The organism is Chitinophaga sp. GbtcB8 (assembly GCF_019091455.1).
Classification (GTDB): domain Bacteria; phylum Bacteroidota; class Bacteroidia; order Chitinophagales; family Chitinophagaceae; genus Chitinophaga.
On record NZ_JAGXJN010000003.1, the window covers coordinates 18,281 to 34,464 of the forward strand.

Annotated in this window: 14 protein-coding genes; 4 read left to right on the plus strand and 10 right to left on the minus strand. The window is 44.9% G+C overall.

What is annotated here, in order from left to right; genetic code table 11:
- Positions 1-11: 11 nt before the first annotated feature.
- Positions 12-1,115, minus strand: a complete 1,104-nt coding sequence (locus KVT36_RS05485; protein ID WP_217602504.1) for a DUF1080 domain-containing protein — start codon at positions 1,113-1,115, stop codon at positions 12-14.
- Positions 1,116-1,236: 121 nt separating this feature from the next.
- Between KVT36_RS05485 and KVT36_RS05490 the strand changes: the two genes are divergently transcribed.
- On the plus strand, positions 1,237-2,514 hold the full coding sequence (locus KVT36_RS05490; protein ID WP_217602505.1) for a hypothetical protein: 1,278 nt from the start codon (positions 1,237-1,239) through the stop codon (positions 2,512-2,514).
- Between the two features lies 1 nt (position 2,515).
- Here KVT36_RS05490 and KVT36_RS05495 read toward each other — a convergent pair whose 3' ends face one another.
- From KVT36_RS05495 to KVT36_RS05515, 5 genes are all read right to left on the minus strand, one after another.
- On the minus strand, positions 2,516-3,721 hold the full coding sequence (locus KVT36_RS05495; protein ID WP_217602506.1) for a winged helix-turn-helix domain-containing protein: 1,206 nt from the start codon (positions 3,719-3,721) through the stop codon (positions 2,516-2,518).
- A 156-nt stretch (positions 3,722-3,877) separates the two neighbouring features.
- On the minus strand, positions 3,878-5,500 hold the full coding sequence (locus KVT36_RS05500; RefSeq protein WP_217602507.1) for a RagB/SusD family nutrient uptake outer membrane protein: 1,623 nt from the start codon (positions 5,498-5,500) through the stop codon (positions 3,878-3,880).
- A 3-nt stretch (positions 5,501-5,503) separates the two neighbouring features.
- Entirely contained in the window at positions 5,504-8,797 is a 3,294-nt protein-coding gene (locus tag KVT36_RS05505) for a SusC/RagA family TonB-linked outer membrane protein (RefSeq protein ID WP_217602508.1), read from the minus strand.
- A 207-nt stretch (positions 8,798-9,004) separates the two neighbouring features.
- On the minus strand, positions 9,005-10,069 hold the full coding sequence (locus KVT36_RS05510; protein WP_217602509.1) for a FecR family protein: 1,065 nt from the start codon (positions 10,067-10,069) through the stop codon (positions 9,005-9,007).
- Positions 10,070-10,159: 90 nt separating this feature from the next.
- Positions 10,160-10,744, minus strand: coding sequence for an RNA polymerase sigma-70 factor (locus KVT36_RS05515; RefSeq protein ID WP_217602510.1), 585 nt, complete (start codon positions 10,742-10,744; stop codon positions 10,160-10,162).
- 267 nt (positions 10,745-11,011) lie between these two features.
- Between KVT36_RS05515 and KVT36_RS05520 the strand changes: the two genes are divergently transcribed.
- Positions 11,012-11,269, plus strand: a complete 258-nt coding sequence (locus KVT36_RS05520) for a DUF4369 domain-containing protein (RefSeq protein WP_256449944.1) — start codon at positions 11,012-11,014, stop codon at positions 11,267-11,269.
- A 40-nt stretch (positions 11,270-11,309) separates the two neighbouring features.
- On the opposite strand, the gene KVT36_RS05525 is transcribed toward KVT36_RS05520, so the two are convergent.
- Entirely contained in the window at positions 11,310-12,026 is a 717-nt protein-coding gene (locus tag KVT36_RS05525) for a Crp/Fnr family transcriptional regulator (protein ID WP_217602512.1), read from the minus strand.
- Between the two features lie 155 nt (positions 12,027-12,181).
- Here KVT36_RS05525 and KVT36_RS05530 point away from each other — a divergent pair, with 155 nt between their 5' ends.
- A complete protein-coding gene (locus KVT36_RS05530) occupies positions 12,182-12,778 on the plus strand; it encodes a class I SAM-dependent methyltransferase (protein WP_217602513.1) in 597 nt (198 codons plus the stop codon).
- A gap of 848 nt (positions 12,779-13,626) precedes the next feature.
- On the opposite strand, the gene KVT36_RS05535 is transcribed toward KVT36_RS05530, so the two are convergent.
- Positions 13,627-14,238, minus strand: coding sequence for a methyltransferase domain-containing protein (locus KVT36_RS05535; protein ID WP_217602514.1), 612 nt, complete (start codon positions 14,236-14,238; stop codon positions 13,627-13,629).
- A gap of 121 nt (positions 14,239-14,359) precedes the next feature.
- Here KVT36_RS05535 and KVT36_RS05540 point away from each other — a divergent pair, with 121 nt between their 5' ends.
- Entirely contained in the window at positions 14,360-15,085 is a 726-nt protein-coding gene (locus tag KVT36_RS05540) for a Crp/Fnr family transcriptional regulator (protein ID WP_254639850.1), read from the plus strand.
- Here KVT36_RS05540 and KVT36_RS05545 read toward each other — a convergent pair.
- Together KVT36_RS05545 and KVT36_RS05550 are read right to left on the minus strand one after the other, a co-directional pair.
- Positions 15,076-15,843: a YoaK family protein gene (locus KVT36_RS05545; protein WP_256449942.1), complete on the minus strand. Its 768-nt coding sequence runs from the start codon at positions 15,841-15,843 to the stop codon at positions 15,076-15,078. The two genes, KVT36_RS05540 and KVT36_RS05545, sit on opposite strands and share 10 nt — an antisense overlap.
- Positions 15,844-15,876: 33 nt before the next feature.
- Positions 15,877-16,164 carry a hypothetical protein gene (locus KVT36_RS05550; protein WP_217602516.1) on the minus strand — a complete coding sequence of 96 codons (288 nt, stop codon included), beginning with the start codon at positions 16,162-16,164 and terminating at the stop codon, positions 15,877-15,879.
- Positions 16,165-16,184 lie beyond the last annotated feature (20 nt).

The following is a 16,184-nucleotide window of genomic DNA, read 5'->3' on the forward strand; positions in this document are numbered from 1 at the left end:
GGCTTTTTATTTTATTTCAGCGATATCTTCTCCATATCATCAAACTTCGCCTGCAAGCCCCATCCGCCAAAGTTTTCAGCTACTACAAACCAAAGCTCATTGCTGCCTTTTTTCAGGGGAAGAAAAACCTTATCGAAAAAACCAATAGAGCCTAAGAACCGGTAATCCCTTGACCTAAAAACATCTGCACCGGCATACAAAGCCCGGCCATTGAAATAAACCGTTACGACATCACTGAATCCGAAGGACAGCGCTTTTATCTGATCCATGCCCGATTCAATGCTAACCCTGGCTACGATCGTGGTTGTTGTATTCGTTAACCTGCCAAATCTTGAAAAGTTAATAATGCCGGAAGGCTCGGTTTGTTGCGTGGTCCAGGTAAGACTTTCTTTGATGGCGGGTGTAAGCTGATATTTTTTCTCAAACAGGCTGCTGCTGACTACATTGGATACCTGCCACCGGGTTATAAGGCCACCTGTTCCATTGGCAGGGATGGGCGCCGGAGAAAATGCAACTGCCGGCCGCAGGGCATATTGCAGATTAGCATAATGAACAGGCGCTCCGCCGGAAGTTAATCCTATACCGCCTGCTTTGGGCGTGCGCTTTAATTCTGCCACCTTTATCAAAGGGGTTTGCATATCATCTATATAAATTTCCGCCTGCAGGCCATGTACATCAATTTTGATATGATGCCAGAAATCAAATTTAAGATCGAATGCCTCGGAATACCCTTTGCCATGATATAATTGCCAGGCAGCTTCCCCATTAAAAACAGGAGTGTACTGTGTTGCATCCGGATTGCCGGACTGATGGGGGCGCACATAAAAGTTTTCAAGTTCAGCGGTATCCTGCATCCTGAAATAACAGCCGGGAAAGCTGCGGGCCCTGGGGAAATTGATATCGTATTCAATAGTGCCATCCAGGAAGCCAACATCTTTTAGATAAATGTCCCCGGCTTTCAGGAAGATGCTTTCCTTGCCCATATAGGTTTCCTGAACCATCTCCGCCTGCCTGCTGATCCACTGGTCTGAGGTAAAAGGTACTTTAATGGTTTGTGCGGTTGCAAAACAGTAGCATAACAACAGCATGCAAGCTGATAAAGAGGATTTTTTCATACAGTTTGTTTTATCTGATCCATGCGCAATAAACAAAGAGATGAAAAGAACCTATGTTCATTCAGCGTTCATTTAGCGGTCATTTATTGTTCAAATCCGCTTTAAGCTGTAATTTAACTGCATGAGCCTCACGGAAAAGGAATACATAGCGCGCTGCAAGCAATTGATCGGGGAACAGTTACGCCTTGTGTCCGATGATGGAACGCTGCGTCAACGGGACCTGGAATCTCTTGCGGATAGTATTGAGGAAAGGTCAGGCATCAGGCTCAGTCTTTCCACCTTAAAACGGTTGTGGAAAAAAGACTATGACCAGGTGCCGCATCCATCCACCCTGCAGGCATTGGTTTCGGTACTCGGGTATAAGGACTGGCAGGAATTCCGGTTAAAACAAGCCCCTCTTCCTGCTGCCCCGGTAGCTGAAAAGCCTGCCCGGCGTTTAAACCTTTGGATGATCTTGCCTGCAGTAGCTGCATTGGTCGTTTTTTCCTGGCTGATCGCTTTCCGCTCAGGCCAGCCCGCCAGCCTAAAACCGGTGGTGAAAGGCCCGGTTACTTTCACCGGGAATAAAACGGTTGCGCAGGGGGTGCCCAACACCATTGTTTTTAATTACGATGTGCGTAATGTGGTAGCCGACAGTTTCTTTTTCCAACAATCCTGGAATGAGCAGGAGCGCGTAAAGATTGATCCTGGAAAGCATTACTATTCTGCTATATATTATTATCCCGGTTTTCACAGGGCCAAGCTTATAGCCAACGATTCCATCCTGAAGCGTTTTAAAGTACATATTACGACAGACGGATGGTTTCCACTGGCCCACCATGTATCCCGGGAGAGTATGCCGGTCTATCTCCCCCAAGAGGGTTCTATAAGAGATGGAGCCTTGCACATTTCCACGGAGACGCTTGTTGCTTCCCATATTGATGTAAATAAAGATTTCACCCTGAGCTATTTTAATGTCCGGGAATTTGAGGATACTTACAGCGATAATTTTTCGCTGGATACAAGAGTAATCCTGGACAGTACAAATCTTAATGCATGTCCGGGTCTTAGCCTGGTAGTGATGTGTGAGGAAGACATCTTTTTTGTGTGCATGATCAGAAAAGGATGTGAGCGGAACAGCAATATTAAAATGGGAGAAGTATACGAGGATGGTGTACAAAACGACCTTTCCTCATTTGGCCGAGATCTGTACAAGTGGCAACAGCTACAGATCCAGGTGGTGAATAAACAGGCAACCATTAGCCTGGATGGCCAGCCGGTACGTACCATCCGCTTTAAAAAGGATTTTGGTAAAATAATGGGACTGGCGTATCATTTTACCGGTCCCGGGGGAGTAGATTATGTGAAACTGAAGAATGGTAAAAATAAGATGGTTTACGAAGACGAGTTCGGGAAATGAGCTAGATGATTTTTGTAAGCCCATCCTTTATGGCTTTCAGATACTGTTTGTTATTTGATTTTGTAATGGTAACATCCCTGCACTGGTTGAATTTGGCGAATATTTTAATAGCATCAATGATCTGAACGATCATGGGGTTGCTTAATTTCAGCGGTTCAAAGTGAAGGTTGTGAATGATCAATGTCCGCTGTTTCCGGTCCGCCTTTGAATCCATTCTGGCTACAAAAGTATCACCAACCAATACAGGCAATGAAAAATATCCGTATTTCCGTTTTGGCTCGGGAACAAAACATTCTATCTGGTAGTCGAAATCAAAAAAATCCCTTAAACGATGCCTGAATACATTTAATACATCGAAGGGCGAAAGAATAAATGCCTCGCCGGACAGCTGGATCTTTTTGGTTTTATAAGCAGGTAACATATAGAGGGGCGCGCTTTTCAGGCCTTCGATCTCAACTTTACAAATTGCACCCTCATCCACGAGCTTTTCCAGCTCCTTTTTTACTAAATTATTTTTCACGCGGCGGGCACGCCAGGCTAGTTCTTTTGCGTAGGCAATACCAAGGGCTTTCAAATCACGCAGAATAACATGCCTTGCAAATTCAACGGGTGTTGGCAGGGTGGTATCCACATCATCCGGAATTAAATTCACAGGCAGATCATATACTTTCAGGAAGCCCTTTGTTCGCGTAGTCATCAGTCTTCCATCCAGGTACAGGCGTTCGAGCGCTATCTTGGATGGGCGCCAATCCCACCAGCCTTCACTTGGCAGCGGACGGTCATTTTCAAAATCCTTTACCATCAGCGGGCCTTCGCGTGCAACCCTGTCCAGCACCTTGTTCATAAGATTGATCTCGGCCTGTGGCAATGGCTGCCTGTTATCTGAAAAGCTTTGTTTTACAGGCAGTGAATAGCGAAAGTTATGCATGGGCATATACCCTGAGTCGGAAGTGAAGAATTCAAAGATCCTTCCATCCTCCTGCAGCTCATCGAGCCATTCCAGCTTATAGTCAGGCACCCGTGCTGCAATGCTGTGGTGATGCGCGCGCTCAACGGTATAATTTGTATCCAGCTGAATAAAACCAAGATGGTCAATGAGCTTGTAGACCGCCTCACGGCCCTTTCCAAACTGCGCCCGTTGAGAGAGTCCTGCTGCGTGGAGGATGATTTTTCTGGCTTGTGCTTTGGTCAGGATAACTGGTTTCATACGTATAGTAAAGTAAGAAAATATTCAGGATTTTTTTCGTGCAGCTATCACCTGTCGCATTGAAACCGCAAGGGGGCCTGATGGCAGAGCTTCGTTAAATAATTAAGCCGTCCCCAGGGAGACGGCTTAATTATTATTTTCCTACCGGCATTATGCTTAATACCCGTCGTTCTGTTTTAAATTTCCATTCTTGTTCTTCTCTGATTGCGGAATGGGGTACAGTATTCTGTAATTGCCGTTGGGTGCGTGGGATAACCATGATTTCTTTGCAAAAACATTAAAGCGGATCATGTCCTGCCGGCGATGGCATTCTTCAAAGAACTCCCATCCCAGCTCATCCAGCAAGCGGCCAAACTGTATGTCTGCACCTCCTTCATTGGTGGTAGCGTGTACATCGCGCAGTCCATAATCATAGCTGCTTCCTTTTTGCAGGTCTGCCGCAGTTACTATCGCTTTTGCAGGGTTATTACGGAAAGCTCTTTCCCGCACCATTGTAACTGCTACAGCTGCTTCCCCGGCGCTACCTGTACGTAACAGGCATTCGGCTTTCATCAAAATAACATCTGCATATCTGAGCAGGGGAAAATCGTTGCTTAAACGGTTAGTAGCACCTTTCTTTATTTCAAATTTCCCCAGCCGGTAACCATGGATCGCCTCAGAGGTATCAATGGCCGGCACTACATTGATCAGGTTCAGCGGCTGCCCGGTGAACCTTCCGTTCTGTACTATCAGCGTGGCGCCTGCGGATGAATACTGCTGTCCCCTGATCCAGTTATCCGTGAACCGGCTGTCCTGCGGGTCAAAAGTATTAATGAACTGCGGCACCGCGCAAATACCGCCCCAGGGCGAGGATTGCAGGTTAAAGGTGGCCTGGCATTCCTGTGGCAGCGTTTGCATATGATGGTCAAACGCATTCCAGTCTGTTACGTATTTATCATCAAACGGAAGGGGAAAAATGATCTCTTTTGAATCTTCATTATTGGTGATGAACACATTTTTCTGGTTCATTTCCAGGCTATACAGTTTGGAATCTATTACTGCATTACACTGCTCCAGGCACTTTGCCCATTGCGCGGTACCTGAGTACACTTCCGCATTCAGGTATACTTTGGCCAGTAAGGTGCGTGCAGCCCACTGGTTAAACCGCCCGTAGGTGGACTGGTCGCTTTTTGTGCTGAGCAATGAAAGATTATCCGTGATCTCTTTCACAATAAAATCATATACCTCTTTCCGGGTGCTCTGTTTGGGCAGAAAGCCGTCAGGCACTGTAAAATCAGTAACAACGGGCACATTCCCGAACATATCGCAAAGCACCCAGTAATAAGAGGCCCTCAATACTTTCAGCTCTGCCAGCACATTTTCTTTGCCATCTGCTACGGGGATCACGCCGGATGATATTTGTTCAATTACCCTGTTGCAATTGTTAATGCCTTCGTAGGTCCTAGTCCAGCAGTTAACCGGGATGGCATCCTCTGAGGTCCACTTGTGATAATGGAACCTGCGGTATCCTCCATCGTCCACCCATCCCCAGGGCCTTTTGGGTATCAGCAATTCATCACCTGAAAGCTCCTGTGCCCAGAAATAGCTTTGCCACAGGTTGAACAGTTTGCGCCAGGGTATGTATGCTGCGGCAATCAGCGGTTCAAGGTCCTTTTCCGTAGGCTTGAACTGGTCTACTATTACCTGGTTATAATTTTTGTCTTTCAGCTTGGTGCAGGAAAAAGCCGGCAGCAGGCATAGAAAAGCAATTGCTATGATTGAATGATCTCTTTTGTTCATCGGTTAAAAGTTTACGTTAATACCAACAGTAAAAGCGCGCGTGGTAGGATATTTCTCACGGCCATCATTGCCCGGCGCCAGGCCGGTCCAGGTCACTTCCGGGTCTATGCCTTTGTATCCTGTGATCATGAAAGTATTGCGTGAGGATACATATACTCTTACGGAGTGTATGTATTTGATGCCTGTTGTGGGGAAATTATATCCCAGCGCAATATTGTCAACCTTCCAGAAATCACCGTTCTCCACATAATAGCTGTTGAATTCCAGTGGCAGGTTGCTGTTCAGCACCGCTTTCCCGTAGATCTTGTCATACGCAGATTTCAGGCGGTTGTACTGCTGGTAGCCGGTGTTTTCATAATACATGCGCTGTGAGTTGATGATCTGGAATTTGAATGATCCGCGCATGGTGATATTCAGGTCAAAGTGTTTATACCTGAACGTGTTGTTCCAGGCTGCATGGAACCTTGGAACGCCGTTGCCAATAACCTTCTTATCCTCAAACCCGCGGTTGAACTGGTCATAGGGAACCGGTTTGCCGTCCTTGCCTTCGTAGATCCATTTACCGTCTTCGGAAATATCAACCACCTTGTAACCATGGAAATTGCCGATCTCCTTGCCAATCTCCACCAGGTGTGTATGTGTTTGTATGGGTACGCCCGCAGCGCCTTCCGTAAAGTAGTTAACGCTAAGCTTATACAGATCGTTAGAAAGCTTTACCAGCTTGTTGCTATTGGTATTATAGTTAATAGTGGTGCTCCACTCAAAGTCCTTTTTCTGTACCGGTATAAAATTCAGCTGTACTTCCACTCCCTTGTTTTGCATTACGCCTACATTGGCGGTAGTGGAGGGATATTGGTTGGGAGGGCTGGGCACCTGGTACTCCCACAGCAGGCCGTCAATATTGCGGACATAATAGTCCACGGAGCCGCTGATCCTTCCTTTCAGGATAGAGAAATCCAAACCCAGGTTGGTTTCTTTCTTCTCCTCCCACTTCAGGTTGGGATTAGGATTTTGTGCCGGGGTCAGGGACCTTACCCAGTTACCGTTCAGCAGGTAATAGTCGCCGTAAGAGAGCGTAGCTGCACCCAGGAAGAGTGCAGAAGGCGCTGTGCCTGTTACGCCGTAACCGGCTCTTAATTTCAGGTCATCAAAGATCTCCAGCCCTTGCATAAAAGGTTCCCGGTTGATGCGCCATCCTACAGAGATCGCAGGAAAGTTACCCCAGGGTTTCTTAGCGCCATAGAGCTGGCTGGCTGCTTCGCGCCGCAGGCTTCCCAGCAGCAGGTACCTGTCCTTGTAGCTGTAGGTAACCCTGCCAAAAAAGCCTATCAGGTTGGTTTCAGACCGGAAGCTGTATTCCGGCGCCAGCCCTTCTTTTATAGCATTGCCGCTGCCGATGTTATTATAGCTGAAAATGTCTGTCGGGAAATCCCAGTTCTGTATCCAGTTCTCACTGAAATCACTTTCCTGGTAGCTGTAACCGCCCAGTATGGTGAACCGGTGATTGAGAATGGTTTTGCTGTATTCCGCCGTTAGCTCCATTAGCCTGTCAACACTTTCTTCTGCGCCTGTGGATGCATAGCCGTTACGGCCATCGCGCAGGGTGGAAATATGCCGTTTGGTTTCAGCATATCCTCTTGACTGGTTGTATTTGGAATAGGAGAACAGGGCATTCAGGCGCAGACCTGCTACCGGCGTAAAGGTGATGTTGCCATTATAGCGGGTGCGCTGTTCCGTGTTCCGGCCGTCACTTTCGTACAGGCGTGCCAGTGGGTTCTCATATTCAAACAGGGATGGTTTTTCAAACCAGTTGCCAGTACTGTCACGAATGGGCTGTGTAGGGTTCTGCCACATGGCCTGCCGCCAGGTAAAACCGTTGAAGCTGGAGCCATCGCCGGTGGTGGTATATTTCTCCTGGGAGCTGATAAGGCCGAAATTGAATTTCAGCTTATCATCCAGCATGCTGTGATTGATGTCTATGCGGCCCCTGAATACCTGGTCGTCTGATTTCTGGAAGATACCCTGCATAGCACGGTAGTTCACATTCAGCAGGTAATTGGTTTGGGAGTTGCCGCCCCGGTAGGTGAGGTTGTGTACATGGGAAACGGGTGTACGGGAAATAGCTTTTATCCAGTCGGTAGAGCCACCGTAATCCCAGTTAGCATCCCGTGTGCCTGCGGCAATTTGCCTGTGATAGTCGTCTGCGGTGAGCATTTCCGGCTTACGGGCAATTGTTTCTGTACTTACAAAGCTGCTGTATTCTACCGTATTGATGTTATTGCCGCTGGCCCTGCGGGTGGTGATGAGGATCACGCCGTTAGTGCCCCTGATGCCGTAGATAGCGGCTGCGGAGCCGTCTTTCAGCACATCAATGGACTGTATATCTTCAGGCGCCACAGTTTTCATATCCCCGGGTACCCCGTCTATCAGCACCAATGGATTGGCATTAGCGCCCAGCAGGGTAGTATTGCCCCTGAGCAATATCTGTGTGCTGCTGGTGGGATCTCCGCTGGGAGCTGATATGGACAGCCCTGCCACTTTACCCTGCAGCAGCTGGCCGGCATCCACCACGGCGCCTTTCACAAAGCTTTCCGATTTCACGGTGGCAACGGCGCTGGTGATATCGGCCTTCCGCTGTGTTCCGTAACCGATCACAACTACCTCCTGTAATGCCTTATTGGAAGCCTCCAGCACAATATTAAGCCGGGTATTGCTGCTCACAGGAATTTCTTTTGTTTCAAATCCTACCAGCCTTACTACCAATACGGCGTTATTATCAGTAACAGTCAGTGAAAAATTTCCGTCCTCCCCGGAAATAGTACCGTTATTAGTGCCTTTTTCCTGTATGCTTACGCCAATCAGGGGATGGCCGTCTTTGTCCGCTATCTTCCCTGTAACGGTTGTTGCAATCACGGCGCTGTCTGTTGGCTGGCCCGCGCCCATGATCACTACCAGCTTATCGCTTACTTCGTTGTAGGTAAGGGATGTATTACCCAGTATGATGCTTAGCACTTCCCCGAGAGAGGCATCCCGTACATTCACAGACACCTTCTTATCTTCCGGGAGCAGGCGGTTCTTATACACAAAGCGGTAAAAGCCCTGTTCTTCAATGGCTTTCAGCGCGCTTTTCATTGAAACGTGATCCAGGTTCAGGTTGATATTTTTCTGGCCGTAGGTGGTGCCAAATGCCGGGATCATAAATCCCAGGAGCAGTATGATGGTAAGCTTCGTCATCAATACGTATTTAATAGTCAGGCTGCCCGTCTTACACGACAGGCGCTCTGGGATATTTTTCATACTTTAGCAATGTTTAGGTTTAAGATGAAATGGCTCACCGCCAGTGAGCTTTATCTGTCTTTTACGTAGCTGGGAGAATGTGTCAGCATTCTCCCATTTTTATGACAAATATGGAATAGGTCAGGTTGGAACTGCTTTCATGTGGTATCAGTTTTTGGTGAAAAAATGGAATTTATGTATCTATTACAAGTCTGGTATGGGACCTTTCTATAACCCTATAGTGACTACTTTTTTACGAATAGTATAACGAAAATTGCCTGTTAGCTGTAAGGCATATAGTACTTCTGAAATATCTTCATTCTCAAAAATGCCGCTGTATTGCACGTCTTCCAGCTGCTTATCCTGTATGATCACCTTTACATCGTACCAGCGCTCCAGCTTCAGGGCGATCTGCTGCAGGGTTTCGCCGTCAAACACCAGCTTGTTCTTCATCCATAGCGCTTCTACCGGCGGGTTTTGCTGTTTCTTATCCAGGTAATGCACCTGCGTAAGCAGCAGGATGGGTTCCGGTTTTGTAAGGGTAGCGGTATCGTTCCTTACTACCAGTTTCTCATCCGGCCGGAGGATGATCTTTTTCTCCGGGTTCCTTTGCAGTACGATCTCTACCGCTCCACTGATCAATGCTGTTTCCGTGATCTTTTCATCAGCGTAAGCACGCACATTCAAAGCTGTTCCCAATACTTTTACATCCACCATATCCGTATGGATAATGAATGGTATGCCATTGCGTTTGGTCACTTCAAAAAAGGCCTCTCCTTCCAGCGTCACTTTCCGGGTGTCACCGTTGAAATCATTGCCATAGGTGACTTTGCTGCTGGCGTTGAGCCATACTTGCGTGCCGTCTGGCAGCGTTAACTTTGACCGGGAGCCTTTCTTTGTCCATACCTCGTTCTGTGCAGCGGCTACCGGCACCTTCTCCTTCCTGGTGCCAAGCAATACAAGGATGATTCCCAGCGCCAGGCAGGCGGCAATAGCTACCGGCAGGATGGCCCGCAGGGAGAAAGTGCGCCGTGTGGAACGGGCCTCCGTATCATATTTCAGCGTTCCGTCTGACAGATGATTGCTTAGCCGTTGCAGGTGCCTGTTAAAGCTGTCTGCTGTATCCGGCTGCTCTCTTTCCTGCCTGCTACTCCATACGCCTTCCAGTAAACCTGCCTGCAATGCAAGGTCAGGCCGCTGTTTCAGCGCTTCTTCCAGTTCAGCTTCCTGATCGGGTGTTGTCTCTCCTGAGAGTTTTAAAACAATGAGTTCCCAGATTTTTTCGTCCTTCATTATTTATGGAACATGTGTCAATAGGACAATAAAAAAAGAAGGAGGTACCAAAGGGAAAAGAAATTTTTTTTTGGAGTGGGGGAGGGGCATCTATTGCCCATATCGCTGTTTGGCTGTTACAGGTTCCAAATGTGGCCGGATGGCCTGGGTTATTTTACGCACCGCTATAACCAGCTGGTTCCGTATGGTTGTTTTTGAGAGGTTCAGAATATCGGCTACTTCCTTGTGTTTCAGGCCATCTTCCCTTACCATGCGGAAGATCAGCCTGCACTGGGCCGGCAGCTCAGCGATAGCCTTATTGATCTTTTCGGACATTTCAGTGGAAATATATAGCTCTTCCGGATTAATGGGGGTGCTTACATCCAGCTGGATCTCGTCCAGGCTAACGTGCGGGTATTTGTATTCCTTAATAATATAGTTCAGGGAGTAATTGCGGGCAATTACATAGAGGAACACCTGTAAATTCCTGATAGAGGGGAGCTCATCCCGGATCTTCCACAATTTGATAAAAACGTCTGAAACTATTTCCTCTGCTGCTTCTCTGGATTTTACAAATGAAAAAACAAACCAGAAAAGCCGCTCATTAAGTAGCTCATACAATTGCCTGTATGCGTTCATGTCCTCATAAAGAGCTATTTTCTGCTGCAGATCAGCTATAGTACTTTTTTCACTCATAACGGGCGTTCTTTCATAACGGGAATTCTTCCGAGTAGAACAGTGGATGGCATTATCTTATACTAAATATACAGTAAATAATTATAATTGTATGCATGACACTAATAATTTATGGCGGCGTGAGGGAGTGGATGGGGATAAAATTTATAGATTTAGCCGACTTGACATTCAATATCGGGCTAAATCTGGTATTGATGACGTTTTAGCCGGAAGCGAATCGTCCAAATTTTCGAAAAAGGGGGTAGGAGACTCTATCAAAAGGCTTACCTGGTCCGTGATTACGGAATGAATGTACAGCGGGCGCTGGATTCTGCTGCAATAAAGGAGGGCACATTCCTGTTTAAAGGAACGGTTGACAGCCCGGTTAAAGCAGATCTGGTAATAGATCACACCGGCCAGGACCTCAATAACCTGGGCCGCACTGCAGATGTAAGGGTAGTGTATCTTGAAAAAGGTAACATCCTGGTTAAAGGGGATGATGCGGTTAAACAGGCTGTTATTACAGGAAGCGCTGCTGGTAGCTGAAGGAGTAAAATAAGCACGATATTCATCAGCACTTATGCAGTTATCCTGATGTGCCATACCCGGATATCTCAATCAATCTTTTTAGATCAGTGATGCAAATTTTTCTGCCTTTGGTAATTAGCATACCTGCGAGCTTAAATTCTGTTAAAAACCGGGCGATGTTCTCATCGCCGGTGCCTACCATATTCGCCAGATCGTTGCGGGAAACATTGATCATGATCTCCTCTCCGGCTGCGGTTCCTTCTTTAAATTTTTCACGTAATACAATCAGCGTGATCGCTAATCGTTCCTTTACGGAACGCTGGGCAACAACAGAAATGCTATTTATCAATACGGCAAATTCATGGCTGAGCGTTTTGAGCAGTCTGCGTGGTAAAACAGCAGACTTTTCTAAGGCACTTAAAAAATCCTCTTTGGGAATGAATGCAATAACGCATTCTTCTAAAGTAGCAGCAGAGTCCGGGTAACGTTCATCTGCTAAAATAGCATGATATCCTATTAGCTCGCCGGTATTGGCAACATATATGATCTGTTCTCTTCCTGTCTGGTCAACCTGGTACTTTTTCACCTTCCCTTTTTTAATAAAGAAGATGCCGGAAGCAACCGCACCCTCCCTGAATATTACTTCTCCTTTATTATACTTCTGCTCTAACATATTAGCGCAGAGGTATCCGTATTCGTCTTCCGGCAAATTATTCAGGATGGACTGTGATTTGAAGTTCCATTTATCAATTGGGAACAGACCCGCTAAACTCATAATCGATCTAATTGATAAAAAGTGACTTTTTGCAACTTTTAAATTGAAAAGTATCAGTTAAACCAGACATCCCCAAAGGTACCTTTGCAATATGGAAATATCAACTATTTCTCACTATCAGAATTAACACATTAAAGTTGCTAATTAATACTAAAATGGGAAAAGCCTTGGTTAAATCTACCTGGTACACGACAGATGCCGCATTTGACTGGTTGTATCCCGAGCGGATACAGCTACTATCAAAACGGCATTGGACCCCAGTGGACGTGGCTAAAAAGGCTGCCCGGTTTTTAGCAACAGAACCGGGAAAGAAGGTCCTGGATATTGGCAGCGGTGTTGGGAAGTTTGCCCTCATCGGTGCGCATCACTTTCCGGATGTTTTTTTCTACGGGGTGGAACAAAGAAGAGAGCTGCACCACTATGCACAGGCAGCTAAAGAGTATACTAAAACAAATAATGCTGACTTTATTCATGGCAACTTTACACAGGTTGACCTGGCAGAATATGATCACTTTTATTTTTATAATGCTTTTTTTGAAAATTTAGATAGTAATGGCAGGATGGATCATCAGATGGAGTATTCCACTGGTTTATATAACTATTACTCCCGTTACCTGTTTAAAGAGCTGGATGCTAAACCCAGCGGAACAAGACTGGCGACCTTCCATAGCCTTGAAGATGAAATTCCTTCCAGTTACCAAATAGTAGATGTCTCAACGGATCTTCTATTAAAAACATGGATAAAGCAGTGATTAAGATCTCTGACAGATCAATGTTAAAGTAAATACATTCAAACATGACCACTGATGAGTACGTGACCACTATCATTGAGCAAATTGAGGTTGCAAAAGATGATAAGGAGGTGGAAAGGATCATTCAAATAGCGGTTACAAAAATGGAAGAAAGAAAAAAAAATGGGTTCATTATACAACGATGCATGGACAAATTAGGCATTGCTATACAAGATCTGCAGGTACTTGAATCTAGTAATAGCCGGTGGAATTGCTACCGGTTTGCATTGATCTGCATAGGGAAATTGACGGTTAAGAATGTAATTAAGGACTAGAAGAAAAATACCCTGATGAGTAAATCTAATTTTATTACCAGCATTTTGAAGAGTAAATGTCCGCGGTGCAGAATGGGGATATTATTTAAAGCAAATAACCCCTACCAGCTAAAGCATGTTCTTGACATGCACGAACAGTGCCCGGTATGTGGACAGCAAACAGAATTAGAGATCGGATTTTGGTATGGTACGGGGTATGTCAGCTATTTATTGGCGGTACTTTTTTCCATATTTAATTTAACCTGGTATTGGCTGATCTTTGGTATAACATGGAAAGATAATAGTGTGTACCACTGGCTTATTGTTAATGGAATAATACTTACCCTATCTATGCCTGTTCTCATGCGCTTGTCCCGGATAGTGTATCTGAACTTTTATGTTTATCATGATCCGGATGCTGAAATTATTAAAAGGCAACATGGTAAGTAAACAGATTGCTATACACGTAAAGGATCAAAAACCAACCCTTTTAGATAGTAGTGTCGCATAATCAAAAGTTTTCTGGAAAAAGGAGCACGTCTGTGCTCCTTAATTTTATACCTTGATCCAGAAACTTAGTAAATGATCTATTTCAGTGCCCACCAAATGATAACCATCCGGGACTTCTTCCTCTGAACAATGGTAGGTAGCAAGCCTTGTACCTGCGGGCATTTTTTTCAGCTGATCACATAAATGCCGGTTATAACTATTATACAGGGATCTGGAATAGGAAAATTTATTATCTATTTTTTGAGTACCCGGGAGGTTCTCATAGAAGGAGTTGAAAAAATAAAAATGATCATATTCTCTGAAATCAAGCTCAATTAGGTTGGCATGTATGAATGTTACATTGCCGAGCCCTAACATTTCTTTTGCAGTGGTGGCATAAAATATCAGGTCATTCCGCTGTTCAACTCCGTGAAAGCTGGCTGCCGGGTTATAATAGGCGCCACTCAGGCAAAATTTTCCCGGCCCGCTGCCTATATCCAATATTTTTGCGCCAGGTTTGGCTGCCAGAAAATCCGAGGCCTTTTGGGCAACTTTTAAAGGGGTCCAATGCTTTTGTGCGAGCTCCCGTATGTAAAGCGGATATAGATGATGAAAATTAAAATCGGAATCAAACCATTTATTTAAATGTCCGGATAAAGAGGGTGTTGTTAATGACATACACTGGTGTAATAAAATTTTCCTTACATAATCTTCTTAATTCATTTACAAAGGTATTTCGCAATCTATTCGTTTACAGTAAACTTTATCACCTTGAAAAGTGACTTTTTTCAATTCTAAAATGTTAATTTTAGTTGTTATGAGTATCAAAGGACTTTTTCCTATAGACAAGTGGGATTTCAAGAGTGAATCCATCTTTGCCGATCTGCGGCCGGATGACTTTGAGCTGCTGACAGCCCATAAAAGTGAGCATGTTTATAAAAAGAATGATATTCTTTTCAGGGAAGGAACTTACCCATCAGGAATATTTTTTATCAATAAGGGAAAGGTAAAAAAGTATAAAGTAGACAAGGATGGCAAGGAGCAGATAATTTATTTAGCCAATACCGCGCAGCTTATCGGTTATCACGCGGTTCTTTCGGGAGATCGTTACCCGGATTCAGCTGCTGTTATGGAAGAAAGCGTTATTACTTTTATTCCTAAAGAAGATTTTTTAAAGACGTTGGATCAATCTCCGGCATTGAACAACAGACTGCTTAAAACTTTAAGCCATGAGTTTGCCGTACTGGCAAACAGCCTGACCATGTTCGCTCAAAAAACGGTACGGGAACGGTTGGCGCTGCAATTAATTGTTATCCGGGAAAAGCATAAAGTGGATTCTATTGAAGGGGCGCCTGTAGAAATAAATATTAGCCGGGAGGACCTGGCCAGCCTTGTAGGCACTGCCAGGGAAAACGTAATCAGGATCTTAACTGAATTTAAGGAAAAGGGCATTTTGGAAACAAAGGGCAGAAAAATTATAGTGAAAGACATTAATACGCTGATTAAAATTGCTAATCACAAATAGATAAAAATACCGGAAATGGGGACGGCCTTTCTTTTCCGGATCCTGATACGATTTATCATCTTACTTAGCCTTATCCGGAAAGCATCGTAGAACATGGCAATAACCAATATAACTGCCGGTAAATAAAAGGTGTAATATTTCAAGCTCAGGAATGCATACCCGCCAACGATACCTCCGGCCAGGAAAAAGAAGATAATCACCAGCCGCAAAATGATCTTTCTTTTGATTACAGCGATATTTTTACGTGGTGCCGATATGAGTGTATACAGGTCAATCCCCAGGTCTGTGAACATTCCGGTAAGATGAGTGGTTCTGACAGTATACCCTGATATCGTAGAAACAAAAGCATTTTGCATTCCCATTGCAAATAACAGGCTACCGGCAAAATAGGCTGTTTTGATAACTGATTGATTAAAGGTATGTCCAAAGCTGCCCACCAGTAACAGAATTATGATCTCTATTATTATGGGCAATGTATAGGCAAACCTTTTGTTTTGTCCTACCCTTCCAATGCAGAAGCTGGAAAAGAAAGCTCCTGTGAGGAACAGCAAGAGCCATAATCCAACCATCCATGACGCCTGCAGATCCCCTGTTGCTAATTTATGCGCCAGTAATGCGGCATGTCCTGTTACATTGGTGGTAAGCACAGAGAACGCAAATAAGCCGGCAGCATTTACCATTCCTGCAGTAAAGCACAAAAGAACTGCTAACCGTAAATTATGCCTATAATTCCTCTTCCTTCCCGTATGACGAAGCATATATCACTTCCTTTAAACATTTCATCAACATAATTATAAGCTGCTCATAGATTCTCCATTTAAAACAATGTCCATCATCAAAGATTCCCGGAGATATATAACAGCATAACGTAAGCGGCTCCACTGCGTACTGTCGCAATCAAGCGGCGATAGATCTTCTAACCAGCTCCGCAATTTGATCAGAAAGGGTTTAATCAGATCTGCGCCTTCCTTTTTCTCAATATCTGCTATTGATTGTAAAATAATTATTTCTACCTGCTTATTATGTGGTGCATTCTTCAGTTGTTCCGTTATGAGTAATAAATATTTATCTGTCTTCATCCTTCAAATAATTTACTAAA